At 68.8% G+C, this 26,668-nt stretch carries 22 protein-coding genes; 14 read left to right on the top strand and 8 right to left on the bottom strand.

All coding sequences use genetic code 11. The features are described from left to right. Positions 1–61 precede the first annotated feature (61 nt). The gene (locus tag F4561_RS14980) at positions 62–1,633 is read right to left on the bottom strand and encodes a long-chain-fatty-acid--CoA ligase (RefSeq protein WP_184579570.1); all 1,572 of its coding nucleotides are present in this window, start codon (positions 1,631–1,633) and stop codon (positions 62–64) included. 424 nt (positions 1,634–2,057) lie between these two features. Here F4561_RS14980 and F4561_RS14975 point away from each other — a divergent pair, with 424 nt between their 5' ends. After that, positions 2,058–2,498, top strand: coding sequence for a nuclear transport factor 2 family protein (locus tag F4561_RS14975; RefSeq protein ID WP_184579568.1), 441 nt, complete (start codon positions 2,058–2,060; stop codon positions 2,496–2,498). A gap of 240 nt (positions 2,499–2,738) precedes the next feature. Here F4561_RS14975 and F4561_RS14970 read toward each other — a convergent pair whose 3' ends face one another. Beyond that, positions 2,739–3,104 (bottom strand): VOC family protein, encoded by a 366-nt coding sequence (locus F4561_RS14970; protein WP_184579566.1) that lies wholly within the window; start codon positions 3,102–3,104, stop codon positions 2,739–2,741. A 107-nt stretch (positions 3,105–3,211) separates the two neighbouring features. Here F4561_RS14970 and F4561_RS14965 point away from each other — a divergent pair, with 107 nt between their 5' ends. The 5 genes from F4561_RS14965 (at position 3,212) to F4561_RS14945 (ending at position 9,321) form a co-directional block, all read left to right on the top strand. Further along, positions 3,212–4,168 carry a helix-turn-helix transcriptional regulator gene (locus F4561_RS14965; protein ID WP_184579564.1) on the top strand — a complete coding sequence of 319 codons (957 nt, stop codon included), beginning with the start codon at positions 3,212–3,214 and terminating at the stop codon, positions 4,166–4,168. Between the two features lie 203 nt (positions 4,169–4,371). Next, a complete protein-coding gene (locus tag F4561_RS14960; RefSeq protein WP_184579562.1) occupies positions 4,372–5,790 on the top strand; it encodes an APC family permease in 1,419 nt (472 codons plus the stop codon). Positions 5,791–6,430: 640 nt separating this feature from the next. Next, positions 6,431–8,248: a polymorphic toxin-type HINT domain-containing protein gene (locus F4561_RS14955; RefSeq protein ID WP_184579560.1), complete on the top strand. Its 1,818-nt coding sequence runs from the start codon at positions 6,431–6,433 to the stop codon at positions 8,246–8,248. Positions 8,249–8,261: 13 nt separating this feature from the next. Further along, complete coding sequence (locus tag F4561_RS14950; RefSeq protein ID WP_184579558.1) at positions 8,262–8,768, top strand: SMI1/KNR4 family protein; 507 nt, start codon at positions 8,262–8,264, stop codon at positions 8,766–8,768. Positions 8,769–8,922: 154 nt separating this feature from the next. After that, the gene (locus F4561_RS14945; protein ID WP_184579556.1) at positions 8,923–9,321 is read left to right on the top strand and encodes a hypothetical protein; all 399 of its coding nucleotides are present in this window, start codon (positions 8,923–8,925) and stop codon (positions 9,319–9,321) included. Positions 9,322–9,367: 46 nt separating this feature from the next. Here the strand turns inward: F4561_RS14945 and F4561_RS14940 are convergent, their stop codons facing one another. After that, positions 9,368–13,030, bottom strand: a complete 3,663-nt coding sequence (locus F4561_RS14940; RefSeq protein WP_184579554.1) for a hydantoinase B/oxoprolinase family protein — start codon at positions 13,028–13,030, stop codon at positions 9,368–9,370. A 70-nt stretch (positions 13,031–13,100) separates the two neighbouring features. Next, the gene (locus F4561_RS14935; RefSeq protein WP_184579553.1) at positions 13,101–14,342 is read right to left on the bottom strand and encodes an NRAMP family divalent metal transporter; all 1,242 of its coding nucleotides are present in this window, start codon (positions 14,340–14,342) and stop codon (positions 13,101–13,103) included. Positions 14,343–14,624: 282 nt separating this feature from the next. On the opposite strand from F4561_RS14935, the gene F4561_RS14930 reads away from it, so the two are divergent. The 6 genes from F4561_RS14930 (at position 14,625) to F4561_RS14905 (ending at position 19,648) form a co-directional block, all read left to right on the top strand. Continuing rightward, positions 14,625–15,332 carry a GntR family transcriptional regulator gene (locus tag F4561_RS14930; protein ID WP_184583672.1) on the top strand — a complete coding sequence of 236 codons (708 nt, stop codon included), beginning with the start codon at positions 14,625–14,627 and terminating at the stop codon, positions 15,330–15,332. A gap of 198 nt (positions 15,333–15,530) precedes the next feature. Next, the gene (locus F4561_RS14925; RefSeq protein WP_184579551.1) at positions 15,531–16,949 is read left to right on the top strand and encodes an FAD-binding oxidoreductase; all 1,419 of its coding nucleotides are present in this window, start codon (positions 15,531–15,533) and stop codon (positions 16,947–16,949) included. 80 nt (positions 16,950–17,029) lie between these two features. Further along, on the top strand, positions 17,030–17,248 hold the full coding sequence (locus F4561_RS14920) for a hypothetical protein (RefSeq protein WP_184579549.1): 219 nt from the start codon (positions 17,030–17,032) through the stop codon (positions 17,246–17,248). A gap of 300 nt (positions 17,249–17,548) precedes the next feature. Then, positions 17,549–18,685, top strand: a complete 1,137-nt coding sequence (locus F4561_RS14915; protein ID WP_312885277.1) for a hypothetical protein — start codon at positions 17,549–17,551, stop codon at positions 18,683–18,685. Next, on the top strand, positions 18,682–19,230 hold the full coding sequence (locus F4561_RS14910) for a hypothetical protein (RefSeq protein WP_184579547.1): 549 nt from the start codon (positions 18,682–18,684) through the stop codon (positions 19,228–19,230). The genes F4561_RS14915 and F4561_RS14910 overlap by 4 nt, the downstream gene beginning before the upstream one ends. Positions 19,231–19,282: 52 nt before the next feature. Beyond that, the gene (locus tag F4561_RS14905) at positions 19,283–19,648 is read left to right on the top strand and encodes a hypothetical protein (protein WP_184579545.1); all 366 of its coding nucleotides are present in this window, start codon (positions 19,283–19,285) and stop codon (positions 19,646–19,648) included. Positions 19,649–19,677: 29 nt separating this feature from the next. Here the strand turns inward: F4561_RS14905 and F4561_RS14900 are convergent, their stop codons facing one another. Then, entirely contained in the window at positions 19,678–20,454 is a 777-nt protein-coding gene (locus F4561_RS14900) for a DUF3592 domain-containing protein (protein ID WP_184579543.1), read from the bottom strand. A gap of 140 nt (positions 20,455–20,594) precedes the next feature. Between F4561_RS14900 and F4561_RS14895 the strand changes: the two genes are divergently transcribed. Further along, positions 20,595–21,587 carry a DUF2157 domain-containing protein gene (locus F4561_RS14895; RefSeq protein WP_184579542.1) on the top strand — a complete coding sequence of 331 codons (993 nt, stop codon included), beginning with the start codon at positions 20,595–20,597 and terminating at the stop codon, positions 21,585–21,587. 87 nt (positions 21,588–21,674) lie between these two features. Further along, positions 21,675–22,418, top strand: a complete 744-nt coding sequence (locus F4561_RS14890) for a lysophospholipid acyltransferase family protein (RefSeq protein ID WP_184579539.1) — start codon at positions 21,675–21,677, stop codon at positions 22,416–22,418. Positions 22,419–22,424: 6 nt separating this feature from the next. Here the strand turns inward: F4561_RS14890 and F4561_RS14885 are convergent, their stop codons facing one another. From F4561_RS14885 to F4561_RS14875, 3 genes are all read right to left on the bottom strand, one after another. After that, positions 22,425–24,800 (bottom strand): Tex family protein, encoded by a 2,376-nt coding sequence (locus F4561_RS14885; RefSeq protein ID WP_184579537.1) that lies wholly within the window; start codon positions 24,798–24,800, stop codon positions 22,425–22,427. Positions 24,801–25,219: 419 nt separating this feature from the next. Then, positions 25,220–25,555 (bottom strand): hypothetical protein, encoded by a 336-nt coding sequence (locus F4561_RS14880; protein ID WP_184579535.1) that lies wholly within the window; start codon positions 25,553–25,555, stop codon positions 25,220–25,222. 182 nt (positions 25,556–25,737) lie between these two features. Then, a complete protein-coding gene (locus F4561_RS14875; protein ID WP_184579533.1) occupies positions 25,738–26,592 on the bottom strand; it encodes a deoxyribonuclease IV in 855 nt (284 codons plus the stop codon). Positions 26,593–26,668 lie beyond the last annotated feature (76 nt).

Raw genomic sequence — 26,668 nt, 5'->3', positions numbered from 1 at the left:
TGGGGCACACCGGCCCTTCCGAGACCGGGGTTCGCCGCGCCCTCCCGGTTCTCGCGGCCGGTTACTGGCGGGAGATCGCGGGCGCGCCGCCACGCAGGACGTACTTCTGGATCTTGCCCGTGGCGGTCTTGGGGAGCTGGTCCACGAACTCCACCTCCGTGGGGGCCTTGAAGTGCGCCATGTTCTCCCGCGCGAAGGCGATGATGTCCTCGGCCGCGGCCTCGGCGCCCTCCTGGAGCACGACGGCGGCGCGCGGCGTCTCGCCCCACTTCTCGTGCGGCACGCCGACCACCGCCACCTCCTGAACCGACGGGTGGCGCAGCAGGACCCCTTCGACCTCGATCGAGGAGATGTTCTCGCCACCGGAGATGATGACGTCCTTGATCCGGTCCTGGATCTCGACGTAGCCGTCCGGGTGGGTGACGGCGGCGTCGCCGGTGTGGAACCAGCCGTCGTACATGACCTTCTCGGTGGCCTCGGGGTCGTTGTAGTAGCCCGCCATCACCACGTTGCCGCGCACCGCGATCTCGCCGACCGTCGTACCGTCCCAGGGAACCTCGGCGCCGGTCTCGTCGAGAACCGCGAGCTCGCCCGACGAGATCAGCTCGACCCCCTGGCGCGCCTTGAGCGTCCCGCGGTCCTGCGTTGACAGGCCGTCGTGCTCCGGCCGGGGCTCGCACACCAGGATGAAGGGAGCGGTCTCGGTGAGCCCGTAGATGTGGGTCACCTTCCAGCCGAACTCCTGCTCCAGGCGTTCGATGGTGGCGGCGGCGGGGGCGGAGCCGGCGGTGACGACGTGCACACCGCCGATGTCGCGGCCGCGGACCTCCTCAGGAGTGTTGGCCAGCGTGATCAGCACGGTGGGGGCCGCGCACAGCCAGGTGATCCCCTCGGCGCGGATCAGGTCGAACACGCGCGCCGGCTCGATCGCCCGCAGACACACGTGGGTGGCGGCCGCCGCTGTCACCGTCCAGGTGTAGGTCCAGCCGTTGGCGTGGAACATCGGCAGCGTCCACAGGTAGCGCTCGCCGACGTCCATGCGCAGGTGCAGCAGGGTGCCGACCACGTTCATGTACGCGTTGCGGTGGGTGATCATCACGCCCTTCGGGCGTGCGGTGGTGCCGCTGGTGTAGTTGATCGTCAACAGGTCGGTCTCGGCGATGTCCGGCCGGGTGAAGTGCGGGTCGGCACCCGAGATGAGGGACTCGTAGTCCTCCCACCCCTCGCGTGCGCCCTCAAGCGCCACGAAACGCTCGACGCCGGGCATCTGGTCGCGCACCCGGTCCACCGCGTCGAGCTGGTCGGCGTGCGCGCAGACCACCTTGGCGCCGGAGTGGTTGACGATGTAGCTGAAGTCGTCGGTCGACAACCGGAAGTTGATGGGCACGAGCACCGCACCGGTCTGCGGCACCGCGTAGAACGATTCGAGCTGGCCGTGGGTGTTGGGGGCGATGTAGGCGACACGGTCGCCCTTGGCCACCCCCATGCTCTGCAGCACGGCGGACCAGCGGTCGCAGCGGTCGAGGAACTGCTCGTAGGTCAGCCGCAGCTCCCCGTCGACCACCGCTTCGCGTTGCGGATGCAGCCTGCGCGCGCGCCGGGCGAACTCCAGAGGGGTGAGGGCAGTTTCCATGACGCCTTCTCTCTACGGCGGTCGCGGCGACGGGCGTAGACGTCGCGAAGCCGGTCAACCTACGGGAGTCCAGTAGCCCAGAAAATACGGGGTTGGCGCGCTAAGCGGCAAGACCGCGCCCCTTTGGCGACGAGCGCGCTGCGCGGTACCTCGCCGGCGTTGACGTGCGCGGCCCCTCAACGCGGCGTGCCGGCCGATCCCGGCAGCGTCGGCATGCCGGATCCGGACGGCCCGGTCCACCCCGGCCCCTTTGCGAGACCAGACGGCGTGCGCCCGCCCGGTGCCGTGTCCGCGAGAGCAGCCGAACGCTGGCTCGGTGAAGCGTGTGCCATGACCTGCCGGGTAATCGCCGCGGCGCATCGAGCTGGGCAATGATGGACCTCCGCGGCGTTACGACGCGGATCTCGAACAGAAGGGACCAGCGATGACGATATCCGCGCCTTCGACCACGCGTGCGGTGGTGGAGGAGTTGCTGGGGCGGATCGGCGAAGGGAACCCCGAACGCATCGCCGAGCTCTATGCCGAGCAGGCCGATTGGAAGCTGGACTGGCCCGAGGAGGAGCACGGCCGCGCCGGCACCCCGTGGATCCGCCACCGGTCCACCCGCGCTGGTTTCGCCGCGCACTACCGTGAGCTCGCCGAGCACCACGTGCCCGGGGCGGCGGCTACCGAGGTCGAGCGTGTCCTCGTCGACGGCGACGATGCGGTCGTGTTCGGTGAGATCCGCCAGACCGCCCGGTCCACGGGACGTGCCTACCGGGCCCGGTTCGCCCTGCACCTTACGGTCGAAGACGGCCTTGTCACCCGGCAGCACGTCTACGAGGACAGTCTCGCCGTGGCCCAGGCATTCGAGGCGGAGAACTAGCTGTATGAGGGTCGGACGTTGGTGACGCCTTCCATGAGCCGTGAGGCTGGCGGTCGTCCTCCTGCTCCGCTGTGTGGGCGATGGGACGGGTTTTGCAGCGCTTGGTCAGTCGCTTGCGGCCCTCAATGCTCAAGGGTGCGTTCGCGGGGGCAATGTTCAGCCTCTCGGGAGGTCATACCGGCAGGTGCGGCACTGCCGACGCCGAGCGTGGGCGTGCCGCACCTGCCGAGGGATTGAATGTCAGTCCTGCGGCGCGACGCGGACCCGGTTGCCATCGGGGTCGGCTGCCAGGAATGTGCGGCCGAACCCTGCGTCATGAGGTTCATGCAGGATCGTGACGCCCTTGGACCGCCACTGCTGGAAGACAGCATCGAGTTCCTCGGGGCCACCGTCGATGGCCAGGCAGACCTCGCTGGTTCGGGGGACATCGGGGGTGAGACTCTCGAACTGGTCCGCCCACAGGGCCAGGTCGGCACCAGGTCCTAGGCCGAAGGCGATGTAGCCCGGGGTTTCGAACGACGGGCTGATGCCGAGGAGATCACCGTAGAAGCGAGCTGCGGCAGGTGCGTCGTTCACGTAGACGATGGTCACCACGGACGCGGTCATGGTTTGTTCCCCTTCGACTAATCATTGGCTGCGGGATTGGCGCGCAGAGATCAGACTGACCTGCATATGCGCCGGATAATGGCGCAATTTCCGCCACGATTGAGACCATGACCCCTGACCGGTTCTTCTCCCTGATGCTGCTTCTTGAGTCGCGAGACGCCGTGACCACGACCGACCTCGCCGCGGCGCTCGGAGTATCGCTTCGAACGGTCACCCGGGACCTGAACTGGCTGCGTGAGGCCGGATTTCCCGTGTCCGCACAGCGTGGCCGATCCGGAGGAGTCACCGTGCTCCCCGGCACGGGGCTCGACCTCACCCGACTCACCCCGGGGGAGAGGCAGACCCTGTCGCTGACGGGACTGGATGAGAAGCAGCGGGAAGACCTCAACGCCTCCACCGAGACCCGGCACGCGCTCGCCAAGCTCTCCAAGACACATCCGGGTCACTCTGAAGACCTGATTCCACTCACCGAGGTCGTACATGTCGACAGTCGCCCCTGGCTCCAGCCACGGCCTGACGGCATACCCCCGGCTGCGCTGATCGGCCCGGTGCGGCGGGCCAGGCAACTGCGGATCGAGTACAACAGCTCTCGCGAGGCACAACCGAGCACGCTCGTCGTCGATCCCTACGGGCTCCTCGCCAAGGCCGGCATCTGGTATCTCGTCGCTGACTGCGACCGAGCACCACGGATGTTCCGCCTCGAGCGGATCACGGCATGGGCTGAAACCGGTCACCGGCGACGGATACGTCCTCGCCGGACGTTGCACAGCGTCGCTGCCACACTCACCGCGCAGTGGGAACATGACCACGTCATCGAAGTCTCCGCGACCATTGACGAGTCTCAGGTCGAGCGTGCGCTACGTATCTTCGGACAGCGCCTCCGCCTGGAGAAGCACACAGACGAAACCGCCGCGTACAAGGTCACCATCAGGTTCCCGCACCTTGAAGATGTGCGAGCGCTGCTGCCGTTCGGAAGGTCCATCACCGTGCATGAGCCAGCCGAGGCCAAGGCGCGTCTACACGACCTCGCTACCGAGCTGGCCGACCATCACAGGCCGTCATGAACCTTCTGCCCCGCGACACGTAGTGGGCCATCCGCCACTGCTTCCAAGCCCGGCATGTTGGCGGAGGCCGGCGATAACTGGTGCCATTTTGGGCAGGTGGATCTTGGAAGGAGAACCTCTCCCGGTCTCCGGCCCATTGCTCTGTTGAGTGAGGGAGGGAGAGCGGGGGACCACGACGGCTGCGCTGGTGTGGAGGCTTGCCCATGGCGAAGGACGGCGCCGAGTTCATCCGGGTGCTGGGGCGCGGGGACATCCTCGCGCTGGCGTTCGGGGCGATGGTCGGGTTCGGATGGGTCGTCCTCACGGGCGACTTCCTGAACGACGCGGGGAGCCTCGGCTCCGCGCTGGCGTTCCTCATCGGCGGGACGATCGTGGGGCTCGTCGGTCTCACCTACGCCGAACTGGTCTCGGCCATGCCGCGCGCGGGCGGCGAGCACCAGTACGCGCTGCGCGGGCTCGGGGCGCGCGGTGGTTTCGTGGCCTCGTGGGGGATGGTCCTCGGCTACCTCACGGTGGTGGCGTTCGAGGCCGTGGCCCTGCCCGAGACGATCCTCTACCTGTTCCCGGACATGCAGGCCGGCCACCTGTGGACAGTGGCCGGCTACGACGTCCACGCGACGTGGGCCGCGGTGGGGATCGTCGCCGCGGTCGTGATGACGGCGCTGAACTACCTCGGGATCCGCCCATCAGCCATTTTCCAGACGATCGCCGTGCTGTTCCTGCTCGGGGTCGCCGTGTTCCTCACCCTGGGTTCGGCCGTCGGCGGGTCCACCGAGCACATGACCCCGCTCTTCGCGGGCGGAACCTCGGGTCTGCTCGTCGTCCTGGTAGCGACCCCGTTCCTGTTCGTCGGCTTCGACGTCATCCCGCAGTCAGCGGAGGAGGTCAACCTGCCCTACCGGCAGGTCGGACGGGTCCTGGTGCTCTCGGTGGCCTGCGCGACCGCTTGGTACATCCTCATCATGCTCACGGTCAGCTCCGCGCTCTCCCGGCCGGACCTGCTGGACGCCGAGCTCGCCTCGGCGGACGGCATGGCGGCCCTGTGGAACAGCCAGACCATGGGCAACCTGCTCGTGCTCGGCGGGATCGCGGGCATCCTGACCAGTTGGAACGCGTTCCTTGTGGGGTCGAGCCGGCTCATCTTCGCCATGGCGCGCTCCGGAATGCTGCCGGAGTGGCTCGGCCGGCTGCACCCGCGGTTCAAGACACCCGGCAACGCCCTCCTCGTCATCGGCGCGCTGTCGGTGATCGCCCCGCTGTTCGGCGAGGAGATGCTGACCTGGCTGGTGAACGCCGGCAGCGTCAACATCGTCGTGGCCTACATCGTGGTGACCCTGACCTTCCTCGTCCTGCGGCGCCGGGAACCCCAGATGAGCCGCCCGTTCCGCGTCCCGGCCGGACCGGTCATCGGGGTTGTTGCCCTCGTCCTCAGCCTCGGGCTGGCCGTGCTGTACCTGCCCGGCATGCCTTCGGCCCTGGTGCTGCCCTACGAGTGGGTCATCGTCGGCGCCTGGTGGCTGGTGGGACTCATCCTGATCTGGCGCCTTCCGCGGATCCACCCCGGCGCCGACGCCGAGGACCGCCTGATCAGAGCGGTACGCGAGGGCTCGCCCAGCAGGTAGCGAAGGACGTCATGAACCCGGGCAGGGGCAGCGGGTCCGCGGCGTGATGTGTCGGGTGTGACGGTGGGGCACCTTCGGTGCCGAAATTGTCATCGCGGTCGTGTTCGACGCGGCGCACCGTGCCCTGCCCGTCCGGCTGACCGCCTTAGTCACCGCAGATGGACGCGTGGATCGCCCCGCATTTCTGAGCCCGCCGGGCAGCGGATTGCCAGCGTGACGCATTCGAGCGGAATCTGGTTCCCTGTAGATCGTGCGCCGTGCACGCCACCGATTGACGATCAATCTTCACCCGTTGTGACACTCCGACGACACAAATGCGCGAAAAAGGGAGGCCCCTCAAGCCCGGAAGACGCCGACGTGCGATTACGAGTGGCTGACGCATCGCAGCGGAATCTGGTTCCCGCCTGTCCGGAGATGGCCCCAAACCTTGTTCGGCGCGTTTCGTTCTGTAAGGTCTGAGGGCAGCGATTACCCAGAAACGAGCCAGTGGTGCGGGAAGGCTGTGCGTCCAGTTGTTAGCGGCCTCCGGAATTCTAGTTGAGTCCCGTTCGCTGACTCCAGAGTCAGATCACCCCTTTGTCCCCTTCTTCTGTGTGCTGTCACTCTAGTCACTGGTCCGTGGCGGCGCCGGTGGTGAACAATGCTCATCCGCATTCACGATCCCGAGCGTGGCGCGTCCTTCTCTAATTACGCCGCGGTCATCCTCCTGGTCGCGGCCATTCTCGCGGGCGTGGTGACCTCGGGTGTCACTGACAAGCCCGCGGAGCTGATCCAGGATGCGTTGGACCAGGTGACGGGTGCCTCTCCGGGCGGCAGCGAGCCCGGTGACGATGGTGGCGCCGCCCCCGACGACAGCAGCGACGAGGAGTCGGATTACGCCAGTCGCGGTAACGGCGACGGTGGTGGTGACGGTGAGGACACCAGCTACGCCAGTCGGGACACCGGCGGCGACGATGACGGCGGCGGTGACGGTGAGGACACCAGCTACGCCAGTCGGGACACCGGCGATGATGATGACGGCGGCGGTGACGGCGACGATGGGTGCGGCTGGAACGTCTTCTGCCACGGCGGTAACGTGGCTGATGCCGCAGGAGACGGCCTGTCGAACGCGTGGGACTGGACCACTGAGACCTCGGGCAACGCCTGGGACTGGACCACCGAAAAGGCCGGCAATGTCGGGGACTGGTTCGCTGAAACGGCTGGCAATGTCGGGGACTGGTTCGCCGACACCGCTGCTCCGCACCTCAAGGACTTTTTCGGCGGTCTGTGGGAGGGCATCTGGGGTGACATCTCCGGAATTGCTGACATTTTCACGACCAACCCGATCGACACCTTCAGCGGTATGTGGGAGGGCATCAAGGAAGATCCGCTGTCGCTGTTGCTCAGCCCGGAGGCGCGTGAGGCGTGGAGCAACGGAGACTACGCCGAGGCCGCTGGGCTGGCAACATGGGACATCGGTTCCTGGTTCATTCCCGGTGCCGGGTGGGCCTCGAAGATCGCAAAACTGAAAAAGCTCGACGGGAATGGAAACGACAGCGACAGCAACAGCAACAACGATTCTGAGGACAACGAGAACAACAACACAGAACTCGCGTGTGCGCGGAACAGTTTCGTTCCGGGCACCGAGGTTCTCATGGCCGGCGGCGGCCTTCAGCCGATCGAGTCCGTTGCCGTTGGTGACGAGGTGTGGGCGTTCGATCCGGCAACCGGTGAAGAGGGACCGCGTACGGTTACCGCGTTGCCCAGTGACGAAGGTGAGAAGACGCTGGTCGATCTCACCGTCACCGACGCGGCGGGTGGCTCGGCGACCCTGACCGCTACGGATGAGCACCCGTTCTGGGCGCCGGAGGCAGGCGAGTGGGTCGACGCGATCGATCTCGACCCGGGTACCTGGTTGCGGACCGCGTCCGGGACATGGGTCCAGGTGAGCGCGGTCGGCATCCGGGACGTTGCTGACCAACGGGTACACAACCTCGCCGTTGATGACCTGCACACCTATTATGTGGATGCTGGCGCGGGCACGGCGCTCGTCCACAACGAAGACTGCGCCCCGGCCAGCCAGGAGGCAGTGAACGACTGGCGCCAGTACTGGGCGGACGAAGGCCAGGCGTACTCCAAGAAGCGGAACGTGGCGGTCGCGGACATCAATATCGATGGTCTCGACAACCGGCAGCTCGCGGGAACAAGCGGTCCTGACCGGCCCGGAAGTACGCCGATGCCCGAGGATCAACGGTACACCGCCAACACCAACGCGGATTCCGAGCAGAAGATTCTGGAGTCTCTCGCCGAGGAGCTCAACCCTCGGGATGCCGACGGAAATTATCCTGAGACGCGGCCCGACATCGAAGGGACCATCGAGCTGTACTCTGAACGGCGGCCATGCCCCTCATGCGATGGAGTGATCGAGCAGTTCGAGCGCGAGTTCCCGAACATCGATGTGAACGTGACATGGGGCTAGTAGGAGGCCCGACGTGCGTGCGGAGGATACAGATGCCGACGCGTGGCTCGACCAGCTCCTCGCCGAGCTGGCGCGCCTGGACGCCGCGCGTCCCGCGGAGATCCGGGGATGCGCCGAGAGGGAGGTCCGCGAGATTCTCGCGGAATGCCCTTTCGGGGCTCCTCCCGAGGCCTACGTCGCGTTCATGCGGAAAGCCGGTCGCGGTGCCGGGAACCTGTTCCGCGGAAGCAATTTCTACTATCCCGACTGCCTGGGGCTTTGGAGCTACGCGCAGGAGTGCCAACAGCAGGAGGACGAGAACGTCCCGTTGGGCGACCGGTTCTTTTTCGGGCATCACCAGGGCTACATGCTCTACTTTTTCAAGCCGGAGGACGAACGGGTCTGGCTGTACACACTCGAAGGTGACGGCGAGGAAGCCGTGGCTCCCAGTTTCCAGGCGTTCGTCGCGGAGCACGTCGCGATTCCGGAGCGTTTCTGGGCGCGCTTCCGGGAGAGAGATGAGAAGAACCGCAGGCAGTGATCGACCCGAGCCTCGATGACTCGGTTACCGGATCTGGCCGGGCGCGACCGAACGGGTTCGGCGGTGCGGAGTAGTTCGGCTCAGCTCGACATCAATGCGTAGACCATCTGCAACGGCCATACAAATTCCCATCTTCTTTGCTATGGAGCCCTCAATGACCGATGTCTACGATGACGACGCCGAGCTTCGAGGAGAGCTGCCCGGTCCTCTCCGGGCCGCGCGAGTCCTGCTGTTCGGGATATTCGGAATCAGGGCGATAACGGTTGCCGCCGGAGTCGTGGTGAGCGCAAACCAGGCGGGGCTCACCGCCGAGGCCGCTGGCGCCTTTACCTATCTCGCACTGCCCGGTGTGCTCGCCCTGATCTGCGGCCTGCGCCTACGCAAAGGGCGTCGCCTGTTCCTGGGGTGCGTTGTCGCGCTGATGGTCCTCATGGTCCTGCAGGCCCTCTCCACGCTCGGTCAGGGCAACCCGCAGGGGTTCACGCAGCTCATCCTGCCTTCGATCATTCTGGTTCTTGTTCTTCTCCCGTCGTCTCGCGCCTATCTCCGGTAGGCGGCTGCCGAGCGAGCCCCGGACAAAGCCGATCAGCAGTGGCGGCTCACTCGGGGTGGCCGTACCCGCCGCCTCCGGGTGTCTCGATGACCAGGATGTCGTCGGTTTCCACGGCGACCGAGTCGCAGCCCGCGACCGGGACCACGGTGCCATCGGCCCGCTCGACGCTGTTTCGGCCCAGGCCGCCCGGGGAGCCGCCGGCCATGCCGTAGGGCGCCACCCGGCGATGGCCCGTCAGGGTGCTCACCGTCATGGGCTCCAGGAACCGGATCCGGCGAACCCCGCCGTCGCCACCGCGCCACCGGCCTTCGCCGCCGCTGCCGCGCCGGATGGCGTACTCCTCAAGCAGCACCGGCAACCGCGTCTCCAGGACCTCCGGGTCGGTCAGCCGGGAGTTCGTCATGTGCGTCTGCACCACCGGCGCCCCGGGGAACCCGTCGCCGGCGCCCGAGCCGCAGCCGAGGGTCTCGTAGTACTGGTAGCGGTCGTTGCCGAAGGTGACGTTGTTCATCGTCCCCGAACCCTCGCCCTGCACCCCCATGGCGGCGTAGAGCGCGCCGGTGACCGCCTGCGAGGTCTCGACGTTGCCCGCCACCACGGCGGCCGGGTACTCCGGAGCGAGCATCGACCCCGGCGGGATGATGAGACTCAGCGGTTTCAGGCAGCCGTCGTTCAGCGGGATGTCGTCGGCGACCAGTGTCCGGAACACGTAAAGCACCGCCGCGGTCGCCACGGACGACGGCGCGTTGAAGTTGCTGGCCAGCTGCGGCGAGGTGCCGGTGAAGTCGATCGTCGCCGTACGGTCGCCGCGGTCGAGAGTGAGCCGCACCGCGATGACCGCCCCGGAGTCCATCTCGTAGCGGTACTCGCCGTCGTCCAGCGCGTCGATGACGCGGCGCACCGCCTCCTCCGCGTTGTCCTGCACGTGCCGCATGTAGGCCTGCACCACATCCAGTCCGAAGTGGTCGATCATCGCGTCGACCTCCTCGACCCCCTTGGCGTTGGCGGCGATCTGCGCGCGCAGGTCGGCCAGGTTCACCTCCGGGTTCCGCGAGGGGTACGGCGCCTCTGTGAGCAGCCGCCGCGTCGCGTCCTCGCGGAACCCGCCGTCCTCCACCAGCAGCCAGTTGTCGAAGAGCACGCCCTCCTCGTGCACCTCGCGGCTGTGCGCCGGCATGGAGCCGGGGGTGAGCCCACCGATCTCCGCGTGATGGCCGCGCGAGGCCACGTAGAACAGGACGTGCTCGCCGGCCTGGTCGAAGACCGGGGTCACCACGGTGACGTCGGGCAGGTGGGTTCCGCCGTGGTACGGGTCGTTGACCGCGTAGACGTTGCCGGGGCGCAGGGTTCCGGCGTTGCGCCGGATCACCTCCTGCACCGTGGTGCCCATCGAACCGAGGTGCACCGGCATGTGCGGGGCATTGGCGATGAGGTTGCCGTCGGGGTCGAACAGGGCGCAGGAAAAGTCCAGCCGCTGCTTGATGTTGACGGACTGGGCGGTCGACTCCAGCCGGGCCCCCATCTGCTCGGCGATCGACATGAAGAGGTTGTTGAACACCTCCAGCATCACCGGGTCGGCGCGGGTTCCCACATCGTTGCCGGCGAGCGCGCGCACCCGCTCCACCACCAGGTGCCCGGCCGGGGTGGTGGTGGCCCGCCAGCCGTCGTCCACGACCGTGGTGGCGTTGGCCTCGGCGATGATGGCCGGCCCCGCCACGTCCTCACCAGGGCGCAGCAGATCGCGCCGGTACAGCGGGGCGTCGCGCCATTCCCCCGCGGCGTACAGCCGTACCGTGTCGACCGGTCCCCGCGCCCCGGACGAGCCCGGGTCGCCCAGGTGGCTCAGGTCGGGCTGCTCGGTGAGCCCGGTGGCCTCCACCGAGACCGCCTCGGCGGCCAGAGGGCGGTCCATGAGGAACGAGTAGGTCCTGCGGTGACTGGCCTCGAACTCCGCGACCATCGCGTCCAGCTCGCCCAGCTCCACCGGCACCGGGGTGTCGGTGCCGTCGTAGCGCACCTGGACCCGCTTGGTCACCGTGACGCGCTGCGGCGGGACCCCCTCGTCCAGGAGCTCGGCGACGGCCTGCCGCTCCAGGGACGCCGCCACATCGTCCAACGTGGGCAGCACCGCCGGATCCAGTGTCTCCTCGACGGACTGCTCGCGCATGGCCGTGGTGTCGGCCAGGCCCATGCCGAGCGCGGAGAGCACCCCGGCCATCGGCGGGACGAGCACGGTGCGGATGCCCAGGGAGTCGGCCACCGCGCACGCGTGCTGGCCGCCGGCGCCGCCGAACGTGGTGAGCACGTACTCGGTGACGTCGTGCCCCTTCTGCACCGAGATGCGCTTGACGGCGTTGGCCATGTTCAGCACGGCGATCCGCAGAAACCCCTCGGCCACCTGCTCGGGGGAGCGCTCGTCGCCGGTCTGCGCGGTGATCGTGCCGGCGAGCTCGGCGAAGCGCTTGCGCACCACCTCGGAGTCGAGCGGCTGGTCGCCGTCGGCGCCGAACACGTGCGGGAAGTGCTCGGGTTGTACCCGGCCCAGCATCACGTTGGCGTCGGTGACCGTGAGCGGCCCGCCGCCCCGGTAGCACGCGGGCCCGGGCACCGCCCCCGCCGAGTCCGGGCCCACCCGGTACCGGCTGCCGTCGAAGTGCAGGATGGACCCGCCGCCCGCCGCGACGGTGTGGATGTCCAGCATGGGCGCGCGCAGCCGCACCCCCGCCATCTGGGCGTCGAACACCCGCTCGTACTCGCCGGCGTAGTGCGACACGTCGGTGGACGTGCCACCCATGTCGAATCCGATCACCCGGTCGTAGCCGGCGAGCTGGGACACCCGCGCCATGCCGACGATGCCGCCCGCCGGCCCGGACAGGATCGCGTCCTTGCCGCGGAAGTGCCCGGCCTCGGTCAGCCCGCCGTTGGACTGCATGAACATCAGCCGCACGCCGCGCATCTCGTCGGCCACCCACCGCACGTAGCGGCCCAACACCGGTGAGAGGTAGGCGTCCACCGCCGTGGTGTCGGCTCGCGGCACCACCTTCATCAGCGGGCTGGCCTCGCTCGACAGCGAGACCTGGGGGAAGCCGAGCCGGTGCGCCAGGTCCCCGATGGCGCGCTCGTGGTCCGGGTACAGGTGGCTGTGCACGCACACCACCGCGATGGAGCGGATACCCGCCCGGTAGGCGTTTCGCAGGTCGGCGGCCAGCGCGTCGAGGTCCGGCGGGCGCAGCACCGTGCCGTCGGCGGTCACCCGCTCGTCGACCTCGATCACCCGCTCGTGCAGCAGCTCCGGCAGCACGATGTGCCGGTCGAAGATGCGCGGGCGGTTCTGGTAGCCGATCCGGGGAGCGTCGGCGAACCCGCGCGTGATCACCAGGGCCGTGCGTTCGCCCGTGCGTTCCAGCAGGGCGTTGGTGGCCACGGTGGTCCCCATCCGCACCGAGTCGACCACACCCGCCAGCTCCGGGGTGGCGGCGGTACCCGCATCGCTGTCCAGCAGCGCGCGGATGCCCGCAACGGCGGCGTCCCGGTAGCGCGCCGGGTTCTCCGACAGCAGCTTATGCGTCACAAGCTGGCCATCGGGCTGCCGGGCGACGATGTCGGTGAACGTGCCGCCGCGGTCGACCCAGAACTGCCAGCCCTCCCGGGGCGCGGTTCGCTGCCCGTGCTCCGCGGTGTCGTGGCCGGAGTCGGCGCCACCTGTCATGATGACCAGCTCCTTGGTGTCGTGTGGTGGTCACCGGTGGCGGCGGGGTCCGCCGCCACCGGGGGTTCGGTCACTGCCAGAGCTCTGAGATCCCCGAGAGCGCCTGGTAACCGATAACGATGGTCAGCAGCCACGCGAGCACGCCTATGGCCAGCAGCCATCGTGGGTACCGGTACCCACCCAGCAGGTCGCGGCCACGGAACGCGGCCACCCACAGCATGATCCCCAGGCCCACCGGGAGGATGAGCCCGTTGAGTGCGCCGGCGAAGATCAGCAGCGTCGCCGGGGGCTCCCGCAGGAGGACGTAGACGAGCGCGGACACGGTGATGAAGCCCGCGACGAGCCAGCCGCGGCGGCGCTCCAGCCACCCCGAGAACGAGGTGACGAAGCTGACCGAGGTGTAGGAGGCTCCGATCACCGAGCTGATCGCCGCCGTCCACAGGATGACGCCGAACAGCCGCATCCCCACATCACCCGCGGCGCTCTGGAACGCCGCCGCTGGCGGGTTGGGGCTGTCGAGGACGGCGGCGCCGCCCGTGACCACGCCGAGCACGGCGAGGAACAGCAGCACCCGCATCACACCGGTGATGAGGATTCCGGTCACCGAGATGCGGGAAATGGTCCGGACGTTCTCCGGTCCACTGGTCCCGCCGTCGATCAGGCGGTGCGCGCCCGCGTAGGTGATGTAGCCGCCGACCGTGCCACCGATGATGGTCACCGTCGCGAAGAAGATGTCGGCGTCCAGCGCCTCGGGCAGCACCGCCTGCCGCATGGCCTCGCCCACCGGCGGGTCCGATACCACCGCCACGTAGCAGGTGAGCACGATCATGGCGACGCCGAGGACGACGATGATGCGGTCGATCGCCACCCCGGCGCGCCGCACAAGGAAGATGCCGATGGCGATCGCGGCGGAGACCGCGCCGCCGATCCGGACGTCGACGCCGAGCAGTGCGTCGAGGCCGAGCGCGGTCCCGCCGATGTTGCCGATGTTGAACACCAGGCCGCCGAAGACGATCAGCGCGGCGAGCAGGTACCCGGCACCGGGCAGCACCTTGTTGGCGAGGTCCTGGGCACGCTCGCCGGCGACGCCGACGACCCGCCAGATGTTCAACTGCACCGCGATGTCGATGAGGATCGACACCAAGATCGCGAAGGCGAACGCGGCGCCGAGCTGGGCGGTGAACTCCGTGGTCTGGGTGATGAAACCGGGGCCGATGGCGCTGGTGGCCATCAGGAACATGGCCCCGAGGAGGGTGCCGCGCCCTGTGACGCGGAGGTTGGGACGGGCACGGGTGTCGTTGCGTTCGCTCATGGCGACCTCTCGCTTTGGGGGGAGAGCGGCGGCGGGGTGGGCGCAGTGCAGTGACATTGCCGTTGGGGGGGATCTGAGGATTGTTCAACAATCCTCAGATCCAGCAAGAGCCATCATGGTACTGTTCCGCGGCCGGACGCGCCATCCCCGTGTCGCACGGATCCGCGGAAACCGCGCCCGCGGGTACCGCGGAGGGGTGGGTGGGCCGGCCTCGCCGGCGCGTCGGCCAGAATCGGGGGAAGGGCCCTTGGTGCCCCGAAATGGAGCGGACGCGTGGACGGAATGGATGCGATCGTGGCTCAGGAGCTTGTCGACCGGTTGGCGGCCTTCCGGAGCCACGTGGGGCGGTCCAGTACCGCTGAGCGTGTCGCCGACGTCCTGCGTGGCCAGCTCATCGAGGGCGCCCTCGCGCCGGGGTCGCGGCTGTCCGAGGAGGCGATCGGCTCCGCGCTCGGGGTTTCGCGCAACACGTTGCGCGAGTCCTTCCGGCTGCTGGGCCACGAGCGGCTGCTGGTGCACGAGTTCAACCGCGGTGTCTTCGTCGCCAACCCGACGGCCGACGACGTTGTCGACCTCTACCGGGCGCGCCGCCCGCAGGAGCTGGCGGCGCTGCGTGCGGCGGAGAACGCCCCCGAGGAGGCGCTCGCCCGGGTCGGCGAGGCGGTCGAGCAGGGCGAGCGCGCGCACGAGAACGGCGACTGGTGGGGCGTCGGCACGGCGAACATGCACTTCCACGAGGCCATCGCGGCCCTGGCCGGCAGCCCGCGGGTCGACGAGTTCGTGCGCCGGCTCCTCGCCGAGTTGCGCCTGGTCTTCCACGTGATGTCCGCGCCGCGCGAGTTCCACGCGCCCTATCTCGGACGCAACCGCGAGATGTACGAGCTGCTGCGCGCCGGGCGCGTCGATGAGGCCGCCGACCGCCTCGCGGCCTACCTCGACACCGCCGAGCGGCAGTTGGTCGAGGCGTTCACCGCCCAGGACAACAGCTGACCCCTGCTCACCGACCCCGCGCCCCTCGTACGTTGCTGGAATTTTGTTGGGATTTGTCGGGATTTCGATTTTGCCGTGCTGACCAGGGAAAACAGCATCACTAGGCTGATTGCGCGGGGGTTGAGTGGGGCAGGTCCCCGCGATTCCGGGCGCCACTGCGTGGTCCACGCGTGAGCGCCGCCGCCACGGGGGGCCACCATGACCGACACAGTTGACATCCACATCGAAACGTTCCGCACCCGCTTCGGCGGTACCGTTCTCACTGGGACGGATGCCGGATACGACAGCGCTCGGTCGCTGTGGAACGGTGCGTTCGACCGGCACCCGCGCCTGATCGCGCGTTGCGGCTCGGCTGACGATGTCGCCGCCGCCATCGGGTTCGCCGCGGCCGAAGGGTTGGAGGTCTCCGTGCGCGGAGGCGGCCACAGCCTCTCCGGCGTGTCAGTCGTCGAGAACGGCCTGATGATCGACCTCAGCCCGATGAACCAGGTTTCGGTGGATCCCGACACGCGGCGCGCGGTGTGCGGCGGGGGAGCGGCCCTGGCCGACCTGGACGCCGCCACACAGGAGCACGGCCTGGCGGTGACGGCCGGAATCGTCAGCCACACCGGAGTCGGCGGGCTGACGCTCGGCGGCGGCCTGGGGTGGCTGATGCGCTCCTTCGGGCTGACGATCGACAACCTGGTCGCGGCGGAGGTGGTGCTCGCGGACGGCCGGGTGGTGCGGGCAGCCGAGGACGAGCGTCCCGACCTCTTCTGGGCGCTGCGCGGCGGAGGGGGGAACTTCGGCGTCGTCACGCGCTTCGAGTACCGGCTGCACCCGGTGGGACCCCAGGTGCACGTGGGCCTGTTCTTCTGGCCGCTGGAGCGGTCCCGCGAGGCGCTCCGGCTGAGCCGTGACGTCGCCGAAGCACTACCGCGCAACGCCAACGCGATCATCGGGGCCGGGCTGAGCGCGCCTCCGGCCCCGTTCGTGCCGGAGCAGTACCACCACCTGGCCGGGTGCGCGCTGATACTCACCGGATTCGGCTCGGCCGCGGAGCACGAGCGGCTCATCCGGCCAGTTCGCGAGACGCGGCCGCTGTTCGAGTTCGTTACGCCGATGCCGTATGTCCAACTCCAGCAGATGCTCAACGAGTCCGCACCCTGGGGCATCCTCGACTACGACAAGGGGCTCTACCTGGATGAACTCACCGAGGAGGCGATCGGTGTCATTGCCGAGCACCTGCCGCGGAAGACGTCGTCGATGTCCTTCGTGCCGATGTTCGCGCTCGGAGGGGCCGTCAGCGACACCGCCGACGCCGACACGGCCTTCGGTGGCAGCCGCGCCGCGCGCTTCGCGCTCGCGATCTCCGCGATAGCGCCCATACAGGAGATGCTGGATGTCGACCGGGAGTGGGCGCGCTCGTTCTGGTCGGCCCTGCAGCCGTACTCCTCTGGTGCGGGCAGCTACGTCAACTTCATGAGCGAGTACGAGGACGACCGTGTGCGGGCGGCCTACGGGGAGGAGAAGTACACGCGCCTGGCGCGGGTGAAGGCCGAGTACGACCCGGACAACGTGTTCCACCTGAACGCGAACATCAAGCCCGCGGTGGGAACCGTGCCGCCGCCCAGGTAGGCCGCACCGGTCCCGGCCGGTCCACGCTGCTATCCCAGGAGGCGACCACAGCAGGACCGCTGCCCCTGGTCTTCCACGTGGTGTCCGCGCCGCGCGAGTTCCACGCGCCCTGTCTCGGACGCGACCGCGAGATGTACGAGCTGCTGCGCGCCGGGCGCGTCGATGAGGCCGCCGGCCGCCTCGCGGCCTACCTCGACACCGCCGAGCGGCAGTTGGTCGAGGCGTTCACCGGGGCGGGTGAAGGAGGGTGGGCGTTTTGGCTGCGTGGGCGGGACGGCGTTCACACTCACCCGGGCTGAGCTGGCCGTGGGCGGAATCTGTTCCCTCGGGACGAAGAATCCGCACAGAACCCGACATGATTCTTTCGCCCCACCAGGCTCGTTGGTACCACCCGAGTTTTCTGATCGCCGATGGTTGCCGTTCTGTCAGGATTTGTGTAAAACTCCTTGCTGGCTCATAAATTGTCCGGTTATGCGTGTTCCGCTGGCCATAAATCCCCCACTCCTTGGACTATGATGCGCCTGTTCTGGTCCCCTCTTGGGTATGTTGCCCCCCGGACCGGGAGCGAAAGAGGGGCAAGCTTCGCCGAGTACGGTGCCGTGATCCTGTTGGTCGCCGCCATGGTGGTCGTCGTCCTCACGGCCGGCGTTCCGGGGCGCGTCCAGGACATGTACGCGTCGGCGCTGTGCAAGATCGGAAACCAGAACCCGGAAGAGTGCGACGACTCGGGTCCGGGCGACGACACGCGGAGCACCGCCGACGATCCCGCCCCGAACGTGCCATCCCCCGAGGACCGCCTACCAACGCCTGAGGAACGGGAACCCGACCTCGACACGTCGTGGCCGCTCACTGTGGAGCCCGCCATCCATGGGGGGGACGAAGAAGGCGGCGAGGAAGAGGACGAGGACGGAGAAGTGGAGGATCCCGCCTCCCGCGGCACCCTCACCGAGGAGGAGAGCCCGCTGTGGACGGAGCCCGGCGAGTACCCGCAGATGGACCAGTACGAACAGTCCCAGGAGGACTACCAGAGCCTCGGTGAGGGCAGTGACGGTCCCTGTTTCTTCTGGGACGACATGTGCTGCCCGGAACGTACCTGTGAGACCAAAAACGAGATCGAGGCGACGATCCAGGGCGGGAGGTACTCGTGCCTCAATCCGACGGACATCATGGAGCACCTGTGCCGGCCGTACGCCGCTGCTATGTTCGAGCACTTCCTCGACGGAAGCGGCGAGGACGTCAACTTGCCCATGGACAGCTTCCTCGAGGACGTTCCGGAGTTCGAGGAGGAGATCGAGGAGCGCCAGGACAGGATTATCAGCGACGCGCTTGATGAGGCAGAGCAGCGCGACATCGACCGTCCCATGACCTTCCCGATCAGCACCGAGAAGGCCCCGTGGGGCTATCCCCCGGGGGAGGAGAACGGCACCGAGTTCGTGTATGACGACGTCGACTGGAACAACGCCGTCGGGAGCTTCCACTACTGGTTGGAGGGCGAGATCACGGTGTACCCGCCCGACGAGGAGGGGGGCGACCCCTCCTACGAGCTGGACACCAGCGTCAACATGGAAAAGTGGTACGACTGGGAACGCGACAATGACGATCCCGTGTTCGAAGACGACTGGAAAGAGAACATCGCCGGCTACAGCCAGTCGGACCTCGCCGAACTGCACCAGTATGGTATGGCTCAGGAATTCTGGATCCGTGGCGACGCGGATCTGCCCACGGTGGAGGGATGATCAGCGTGCGCCGTGACGACCTTCGGATTCCCGTGCTCGTCGCCGCCGTGGGCGTGTTGGTGTCGTGCTCTCCTGGCGGCGCTCCCCAGGAGGAGCCGTCACCGGATCCCGCGGAGACGATGACGCAGTCCCCGGAGGAGCTCCAAGAAGGGTTCGAGACGCAGAGCGGTCTGGTGATTCCCTCCGACGCCGAGAACCTGGAGATCGAGGGGAAGTACCTTGGAGGGGAGCGGCCCTACTACGAGCTTCGCTTCGAGACCACGCGCGGTGGTGCCGAGGTGTTCTGCACCGCGGAGAACCTGGGGACCTATCGGGACGAGGACGGGCCCACCGACGAGGAGTACGAGGTGTTCTCCGTGCGGGAGGACGCCGAGGACATCGACATGATCGTCGAGTGCACGGGCGGACACCCGTCCAAGGGGAACGTGAACCGCGAGGCCCTGGTCGTCTTCCCGGAGGAGGGGCTCAAGAACCCCGATGGGGAGCCCGATGGCGAGGACGCCGCCGTTGTGTACGGTTACACCGTCGAACTGCCGAACAGCTGAGCCGCCCCACCCTGGGATCGCCCGTCCCCCGTCCGCACCTTCTGGAGAAGTCGTGTCCGACGATCGCCCTTTGACCCTCGCGTGGCTGCGTGCGTTCCTGGTGCTTCTTTTCCTCGGTGGCCTCTACACGCTGGTCTGGTGGTTCGCGTTCTTTCCCCTGGCCGTGGTCGTTTTCGCCGTGCCGCCGCTCGCGGTCCTGGTGCTGGCCGTCGTGGCCAACCGGAGGAGCAGGGTCGTGTTCGGGGGGATTCTGCTCACAGCGGGCGGCTATCTGGCCTGGACGGTGTTCAACCTGGACACGCTGGTGACTCTCTCCCAACCCCACCTGGTGGTCGTGTTCGTGGCATCGGTAGCTGTGCTGGTCACAGTGCTTCTACCGGCCACGCGTGCGTACTACACCGGCCCAGCCCCGCGCTGACGCTGCCGGCGGCCCCGGCCCGGAACCGGCTACAGCAGCAGCACTCCCACGAGGAAAAGCGCCCCGAAGTACCCGCACACCAGTGATATGACGCCGGTGGAGTAGACCAGCGTGCCCACTGTCATGATGTCGGCGGGGGAGCGGTCGCCGACCCACACGGCGACCCGCTTGCCCGTGAACAGCGAGGACATGTACGCCGCCCGGCTCCAGGCGCGCCGCGTGGCGCCCCCGAACGTGTACTCGATCCGCGGCATGGAGGCGGGCAGCTCGTTCACGCGCACGTGCGGGTGGCGGCGGTAGCCGACGATGTGTCCGCTGGTGCGCGTGGCGTTGCGCGCGAAGCCGACCAGCCCGGCGACCTTGCCCGCCATGAGGAACGGCCCCAAGAGCAAAACCACCCCGATGAAGGGAATGAACAGCGGACGCTCGTCGCCGGTGTCCTGGATAAGCGCAGCGGTGCCGCCAAGGGCGATGAGCACGAGCCCGTAGCAGAGCAGGCCCAGCCAGTAGGCGTTCCACGGCCGCGGGCACGGTCCATACGTTGCCGGGTGACCCGCGCGGGGGCGGACCATGACGGTGTCGCCCTCGATGAGGCCGGGAACCGCGCGGTCCAGCACCGCGTCGGAGCCACCGGTCGAACCGGCGACCTCCACCCGGGCAACCCCGTCGCCGGTAACGCGGGTGACGCGCGCCGGCACCAGTGAGCGCGAAACAGCGGACCTGCGGGCGGCCCAGAAAGCTCCGGCGAGCGCCAGTGCCGTACCCGCCGCTGCGACAATCCAACCGATGAGGGGTGGGGGGAACATCGCCGCCAGTATGGCACTGCCCCGGCGTAGCCAGGGCGCCGGCTGCGGCCGGCCTCGCGCGAGCCGGTGGATACCGGGAAGTGCTACTCCCGGGGTGCGCGCCCTAATACCCTCACTGGCACCAGGTTGAAGGAGGAACTTTGGGGGAGTCCCACGCGCCGGACGGGCTCGGCGGCAGCGCTCGCGATCGGGCCCTGCGCGGGCTCGTCGACCAGGGTGTGCTCACGACCGAGCAGGCGGCGGCGGTGCACAACGCCCTGGCGGAGGCCGAGCCCGGCCGTACCGGGCTACGTTGGGCCGAGATCACCGGCTACGTCGGGGCAGGACTCGTGCTCGTCGGGGCCTTCGTGCTCGCCACGGCGACCTGGGATGACCTGAGCCGGGCGTGGCAGGTCGCGGTGCTCGCTGTCGTCACCGCCGCACTCCTCGCCGGTGGGGTCGGCGTGGCCGGCGGCCCGCGGGCCCTGGGCGGGCGGAGCCACCGGGTGCCAACGGTGCGCCGCCGGATCACCGGTGCGCTGCTGGCTCTGGCGGCCGCGACCAGCGCGCTCGGCATCAACGTGCTCACCGAAGAGGACACGATGCTGGCGGGCGGCGCGGCCGGACTGGTGGTCGCGGTTGCCGGGTACGTGGTGTTGCCGTCCGCGGTGGGCGTCGTCGCCTGTTGGGCGATGAGCGTGTTGCTGGTCGGCTCGGTCGTCGATGTGCTGCGGGGCGACGCCTATGACCAAGCGCTCGCCGGGGCGCTGGCGTTCCTGGCGCTTGGCGTGCTGTGGGGCGCTCTGGCCGGGCTCGGCGCGCTCGACCACCGCCGGCTCGGCCTCGGGCTGGGGGCGGGGATCGCGCTCGCCGGCGTCCAGCACCAACTGGTGGGGTTCGGCGAAACGGTCTTCGCGTACGTGCTGACCCTGCTCGTGGCCGCACTGCTGCTGGTGTACTACCAGTGGGAACGCGCGGGCGTCCTGCTGGTCTTCGGGATCCTCGCGATCACGATCGCCGTCCCCGAGATGGTCTGGGACCTCACCGACGGTGAGGTCGGAGCCGCGGCGGTGCTGCTGATCGCGGGCGCGGTGCTGCTGGGGGCGAGCTGGGCCGGCATCCGGATGCACCAGGCACGCCAACCCGACGGGTGACGGCGCGCCGCCATACGGATCGGGACATCGGGCGCGATGCGTGATGACGGCCGCGAATCGGGTATACGAGCCCCGAGGTGACCAGCGGTGCTCTACTGGGTACTGAAAGCCGTCGTCGGACCGATTCTCGCCGTGCTGTGGCAGCCCCGCGCCGAGGGGGTGCACCATGTGCCGCGGAGCGGTCCCGCGATCATGGCCAGTAACCACCTCTCCGCCTTCGACCACTTCTTCGGTGCTCTTCCGCTGCGGCGCAAGATCACTTTCCTCGCCAAACAGGAGTACTTCACCGGGACCGGGGCGTTCGGCCGGGTACAGCGCTGGTTCTTCCGGGGAGTCGGGACAGTGCCGATCGACCGGTCCGGCGGAACGGCGGGCGAGGACGCGCTGCACGCCGGGCTCCGAGCGCTTGGCCACGGCCGGCTCCTGGGAATCTACCCCGAGGGCACCCGTTCGCCCGACGGCAGGCTGTACCGCGGCAAGACCGGGGTCGCGCGGCTCGTGCTGCGTTCCCGCGCGCCGGTGATCCCCATGGCGATGACCAACGTCGACCGGATCATGTCCGCGCGCAGAGTGGTCCCCCGGCTCGGTACCCGGCCGGGGGTGCGGTTCGGCGCTCCACTGGACTTCTCCCGGTACTACGGGATGGAGCACGACCCGCTGGTGCTGCGCGCGGTCACCGACGAGATCATGTACACCCTGATGCAGATGTCCGGGCAGGAGTACGTGGACCGCTACGCCCAGGAGGTCAAGGAGGAGCGGCGGCAACGGTCGCGGGCCCACCGGGCACGGGACGGCACGTCCGGCCGCCCCCTCCCGGGCGAGTCTCCGTAGCAGCCCCTACGCGTCCTTGTCCAGGCCGGCGCGGCGCAGCGCCTCGGCCATGGCGCCACCCTCCTGGCCCCTGGAACCCGCTCCACCCCCGCGCCGGCCCTTGCCACCACGCTCCTTGCCGGAACCGCGCTGCTCGCGGCGCTGGGCACCGTCACCCTTGCCGTCCTTGTCGTCCTTGCCGGAGCCGTCCGCCTCGACCTCGTCGTCCAGCCGCATGGTGAGCGAGATGCGCTTGCGCGCGGTGTCGACGTCGAGGACCTTCACGCGCACGATCTCGCCGGGCTTCACAACGTCGCGCGGGTCGTTGACGAACCGCCTCGACATGGCCGACACGTGCACCAGTCCGTCCTGGTGCACTCCGACGTCGACAAAGGCGCCGAACGCCGCGACGTTGCTGATGACCCCTTCGAGGATCATGCCGCGTTCCAGGTCGGCGAGCGTCTCCACACCCTCCCGGAACGACGCGGTGCTGAACTCCGGGCGCGGGTCCCGGCCGGGCTTCTCCAGCTCCTTGAGGATGTCGGTGACGGTGGGCAGCCCGAACGTGTCGTCGGCGAAGTCCGCGGGTTTGAGGGTCCGCAGCATGGCGCCGTTGCCGATCAGCGTGCTGACGTCGCAGTCGGCGGCTTCGAGGATGCGGCGCACCACGGGGTAGGACTCGGGGTGCACGCTGGAGGTGTCCAGGGGGTTGTCGCCGCCGCGGACCCGCAGGAAGCCGGCGCACTGCTCGAACGCCTTCGGGCCCAGGCGCGGCACGTCCCGCAACCCGCTGCGCGAGCGGAACTGCCCGTGGGTGTCGCGGTGCTCGACGATGTTCTGCGCCAGCCCGGAGCTGACCCCGGAGACCCGGGTCAGCAGCGGGGCGGAGGCCGTGTTGACGTCGACGCCCACGGCGTTCACGCAGTCCTCCACGACGCTGTCGAGCGAGCGGGACAGCTTGGTCTCGGAGAGGTCGTGCTGGTACTGGCCCACCCCGATGGACTTCGGGTCGATCTTGACGAGTTCGGCCAGGGGATCCTGCAGCCGGCGGGCGATGGACACCGCCCCGCGCAGCGAGACATCCAGATCGGGCAGTTCCTGGGAGGCGTAGGCCGAGGCGGAGTAGACCGAAGCACCCGCCTCGCTGACCATCACCTTGCTGAGTTTGCGCTCTGGGAACCGTTTGACCAGGTCCGCAGCGAGCCGGTCGGTCTCGCGGGAGGCGGTGCCGTTGCCGATCGCGATCAGCTCCGCCGCGTGTTCGCGGGCGAGCCGTTCGAGCGTGGCGATCGCCTCCTCCCACCGGCGCTGCGGCGCGTGCGGATAGATGGTCTTGGTGGCCACCACCTTGCCGGTGGCGTCGAGAACGGCGACCTTGACGCCGGTGCGCAGGCCGGGGTCCAGACCGATCGTGGGCCGGCTCCCGGCCGGGGCGGCGAGCAGGAGGTCGCGCAGGTTGCCGGCGAAAACCCGGACGCCATCGTCCTCGGCGGCCTGCCACAACCGCATGCGCAGGTCGATGTCGAGCCGGACGGAGACGCGGGTGCGCCAGGCCCAGCGCACGGTGTCGCGCAGCCACGAGTCAGCGGGGCGCCCCCGGTCGGCGATCCCGAAGTGCGCGGCGATGGCGTGTTCGAAACCGTTCAGCGCGTCCGGTGCGGTCTCGGTGGCGGGCGGCTCCTCGGGTTCCAGGGTGAGCGCGAGAACCTCCTCCTTCTCGCCGCGGAACATGGCGAGGACCCGGTGCGAGGGCAGGTCGGTGAACGGTTGGACGTAGTCGAAGTAGTCGGCGAACTTGGCGCCGGACTCCTCCTTGCCCTCGCGGACCTGGGAAACCAGGCGGCCGCGGGTCCACATGCGCTCGCGCAGCGTCCCGATCAGGTCGGCGTCCTCGGTGATCCGCTCGACCAGGATGGACCGCGCTCCCTCAAGCGCCGCGGCGGCGTCGGCGACGCCCTGCTCCGCGTCGACGTACCCGGCCGCCGTGGTGTGCGGGTCCAGCCCCGGGTCGGCGAAGAGGCTGTCGGCCAGCGGCTCCAGCCCCGCCTCGCGCGCGATCTGGGCCTTCGTGCGCCGTTTCGGCTTGTAGGGGAGGTAGATGTCCTCCAGCCGCGCCTTGGAGTCGGCCTCGTTGATCCGCGCCTCAAGGGCGTCATCGAGCTTGCCCTGGCTGCGGATCGACTCCAGGATGACGGCCCGCCGCTCCGCGAGCTCCCGCAGGTAGCGCAGGCGCTCCTCAAGCGTGCGCAGTTGCGCGTCGTCGAGGGCGCCGGTGGCCTCCTTGCGGTAGCGGGCGACGAACGGGACGGTAGCCCCGTCGTCGAGCAGCCCGACGGTGGCGCTCACCTGCCGCTCGGTTACTCCGAGCTCCTCGGCGATCCGCTGGGCGATTGGCGTCGTCACGGTTGCTGGTCCACCTTCTCTGTCCGGTCCGGGCTGCATTGTCCTGGTCGCCGCCCCAATTGTCATCTCGGCGCGGTCCCGGCTACGGCGGTGCGCCGACCGGGGAGCGCGGGGGTGGGGGCGGGCCGCCGCGGTGCCGGACGGCCGGAACGCGGGCACGGCGCTCCGGAACAGACATGCTACAGGCGCCGCGCGCGGCGTGGACGTGCGCGGATGCTCAGCGCCGCGTGTTGCGCCTCATCAGCACGACGACAGTCATGAAGATCGCCAGGATCCCGATGACCAGGATCCCGGTCAGCACGAGGTATCCGAACCCGAAGCCCATACTCCCCGCCTACCCACTGCGGCCCTGCTCATCCCGTGCCGGGGACCAGGCGCGCGATGGGGGCAGCGGCACCCGGTCGCTGCAGGGGCGGTGCTCAGGAGTCGCCGTTGAGGAGGTCGGGAGCGTAGTACTCGTCGACCGGCATCGGGCCGCGGTAGCCCTGGCACATGCATGTGCGGTACGTGCTTGAGTGCTGGCCGGTCCACCGGCCCGGGATCACGACCTGGGCCTGGCACCTCTTGGATTCCTGGTCGTGGAAGACGAGGTGGTGTCCGCATCCGCAGATGGGCTGCGGGTTGCGGTTTCCGGCCGTGACCGCCTGTTGTGCTGCGTGCTGACTCTGCGTCTGCTGCCGCTTCGTCATGGTCCGGCCTACCAGGACCCCGCTGAGCGCGATGATGGCCCCGAACACCATGCTCACTGGTTCCACGATGCGCACCACCCTCCAACACCTGTGTGTTCCATTGTCGCCCAATAACCAGGCGGAGGACCCGCGGGTGCCGAGAATCCCCTGCACGATTTCCGTCCGGTTCCGGACTCGCTTACATCAGGGCAACATGTCTTCGGTGCGGGTACGCTAGCCGGATCCGCGCTCGCCGGGCCGCGGCTCACTCACTCCCCGTCGCGCAGCCCTTTCAGCGTGCGGACGTCCTTGGCGTGCGGCTTCTTGGGGCCGGGGGTTTCGCAGGTGATGGGAACCCCGGCGCTTACCGGGTGCCGGAACAGCTCCCCGAACGGCTCGGCGCCGATCTCCCCGTCGCCGATGTTCTGGTGCAGGTCCTGGTTGCTCCCGCACGACGCCTTGGAGTCGTTGGCGTGTACCAGCGCAAGCAGCGCCGCGCCGACGACCGTGTCGAAGCGGTCGAGCATGTCCCGCATTCCCTGCCGGGTGGAGATGTCGTGCCCGGCGGCGAAGGCGTGCGCGGTGTCGAGGCAGACGCCCGCTTTGCCGTGCCAGTCGAGCGCGTCGAGATAGTCGCCGAGGTCGTCCACGGTCGCGCAGAGCGTCTGCCCCTTGCCCGCCATCGGCTCCAGCAGCACCAGCGGAGCGTCGTTGCCGAGCTCCTGGAGCAGCGGGTGCAGCCGCGCGCGCATCCGGTCGAGGCCCTGGCCGCGCCCGCCGCGCACCGCAGAGCCGGTGTGCACCACGACGCCGCGCGCCCCGATCTCGGTGCCGCGTTCCAGCGAGTGCCGCAGCGACCCGAGAGACCGCTCAGCGGCGTCGTCGTCCGGTGTGCCCAGGTTGATCAGGTACGGGGTGTGGATGAAGACGGGCAGGTCGTCGCGTTCGCGCATCTTGGCGTCCTCGTCGGGGTCGCCGGGGGACGTGGCCCAGCCGCGCGGGTTGCCGACGAACACCTGGATGGTCTCGGCGTCGATCTCCGCGGCGTAGGCCAGGCCGCGCTTGGCGAGCCCGCCGGAGACGGGGACGTGCGCCCCGATCGGTGAAACAGGCAGTTCAGTCATGGTCAATCCAACGATAGGGCCCGTGCGGACGGCGCGCGCCGTCCGCACCGGAGCGCCCGCGACCCGTCGGCGCCGC

The organism is Lipingzhangella halophila (genome assembly GCF_014203805.1).
Classification (GTDB): Bacteria; Actinomycetota; Actinomycetes; order Streptosporangiales; family Streptosporangiaceae; genus Lipingzhangella; species Lipingzhangella halophila.
The sequence above is the reverse complement of the archived record's forward strand: the minus strand, read 5'-3'. Positions and strand labels throughout refer to the sequence as shown.

What these genes read in the sequence shown, in the direction of transcription:
- F4561_RS14980 (WP_184579570.1), bottom strand. Translation starts at nt 1,633, where the DNA reads ATGGAAACTGCCCTCACCCCTCTGGAGTTCGCCCGGCGCGCGCGCAGG.
- F4561_RS14975 (WP_184579568.1), top strand. Translation starts at nt 2,058, where the DNA reads ATGACGATATCCGCGCCTTCGACCACGCGTGCGGTGGTGGAGGAGTTG.
- F4561_RS14970 (WP_184579566.1), bottom strand. Translation starts at nt 3,104, where the DNA reads ATGACCGCGTCCGTGGTGACCATCGTCTACGTGAACGACGCACCTGCC.
- F4561_RS14965 (WP_184579564.1), top strand. Translation starts at nt 3,212, where the DNA reads ATGACCCCTGACCGGTTCTTCTCCCTGATGCTGCTTCTTGAGTCGCGA.
- F4561_RS14960 (WP_184579562.1), top strand. Translation starts at nt 4,372, where the DNA reads ATGGCGAAGGACGGCGCCGAGTTCATCCGGGTGCTGGGGCGCGGGGAC.
- F4561_RS14955 (WP_184579560.1), top strand. Translation starts at nt 6,431, where the DNA reads ATGCTCATCCGCATTCACGATCCCGAGCGTGGCGCGTCCTTCTCTAAT.
- F4561_RS14945 (WP_184579556.1), top strand. Translation starts at nt 8,923, where the DNA reads ATGACCGATGTCTACGATGACGACGCCGAGCTTCGAGGAGAGCTGCCC.
- F4561_RS14940 (WP_184579554.1), bottom strand. Translation starts at nt 13,030, where the DNA reads ATGACAGGTGGCGCCGACTCCGGCCACGACACCGCGGAGCACGGGCAG.
- F4561_RS14935 (WP_184579553.1), bottom strand. Translation starts at nt 14,342, where the DNA reads ATGAGCGAACGCAACGACACCCGTGCCCGTCCCAACCTCCGCGTCACA.
- F4561_RS14930 (WP_184583672.1), top strand. Translation starts at nt 14,625, where the DNA reads ATGGATGCGATCGTGGCTCAGGAGCTTGTCGACCGGTTGGCGGCCTTC.
- F4561_RS14925 (WP_184579551.1), top strand. Translation starts at nt 15,531, where the DNA reads ATGACCGACACAGTTGACATCCACATCGAAACGTTCCGCACCCGCTTC.
- F4561_RS14910 (WP_184579547.1), top strand. Translation starts at nt 18,682, where the DNA reads ATGATCAGCGTGCGCCGTGACGACCTTCGGATTCCCGTGCTCGTCGCC.
- F4561_RS14900 (WP_184579543.1), bottom strand. Translation starts at nt 20,454, where the DNA reads ATGTTCCCCCCACCCCTCATCGGTTGGATTGTCGCAGCGGCGGGTACG.
- F4561_RS14875 (WP_184579533.1), bottom strand. Translation starts at nt 26,592, where the DNA reads ATGACTGAACTGCCTGTTTCACCGATCGGGGCGCACGTCCCCGTCTCC.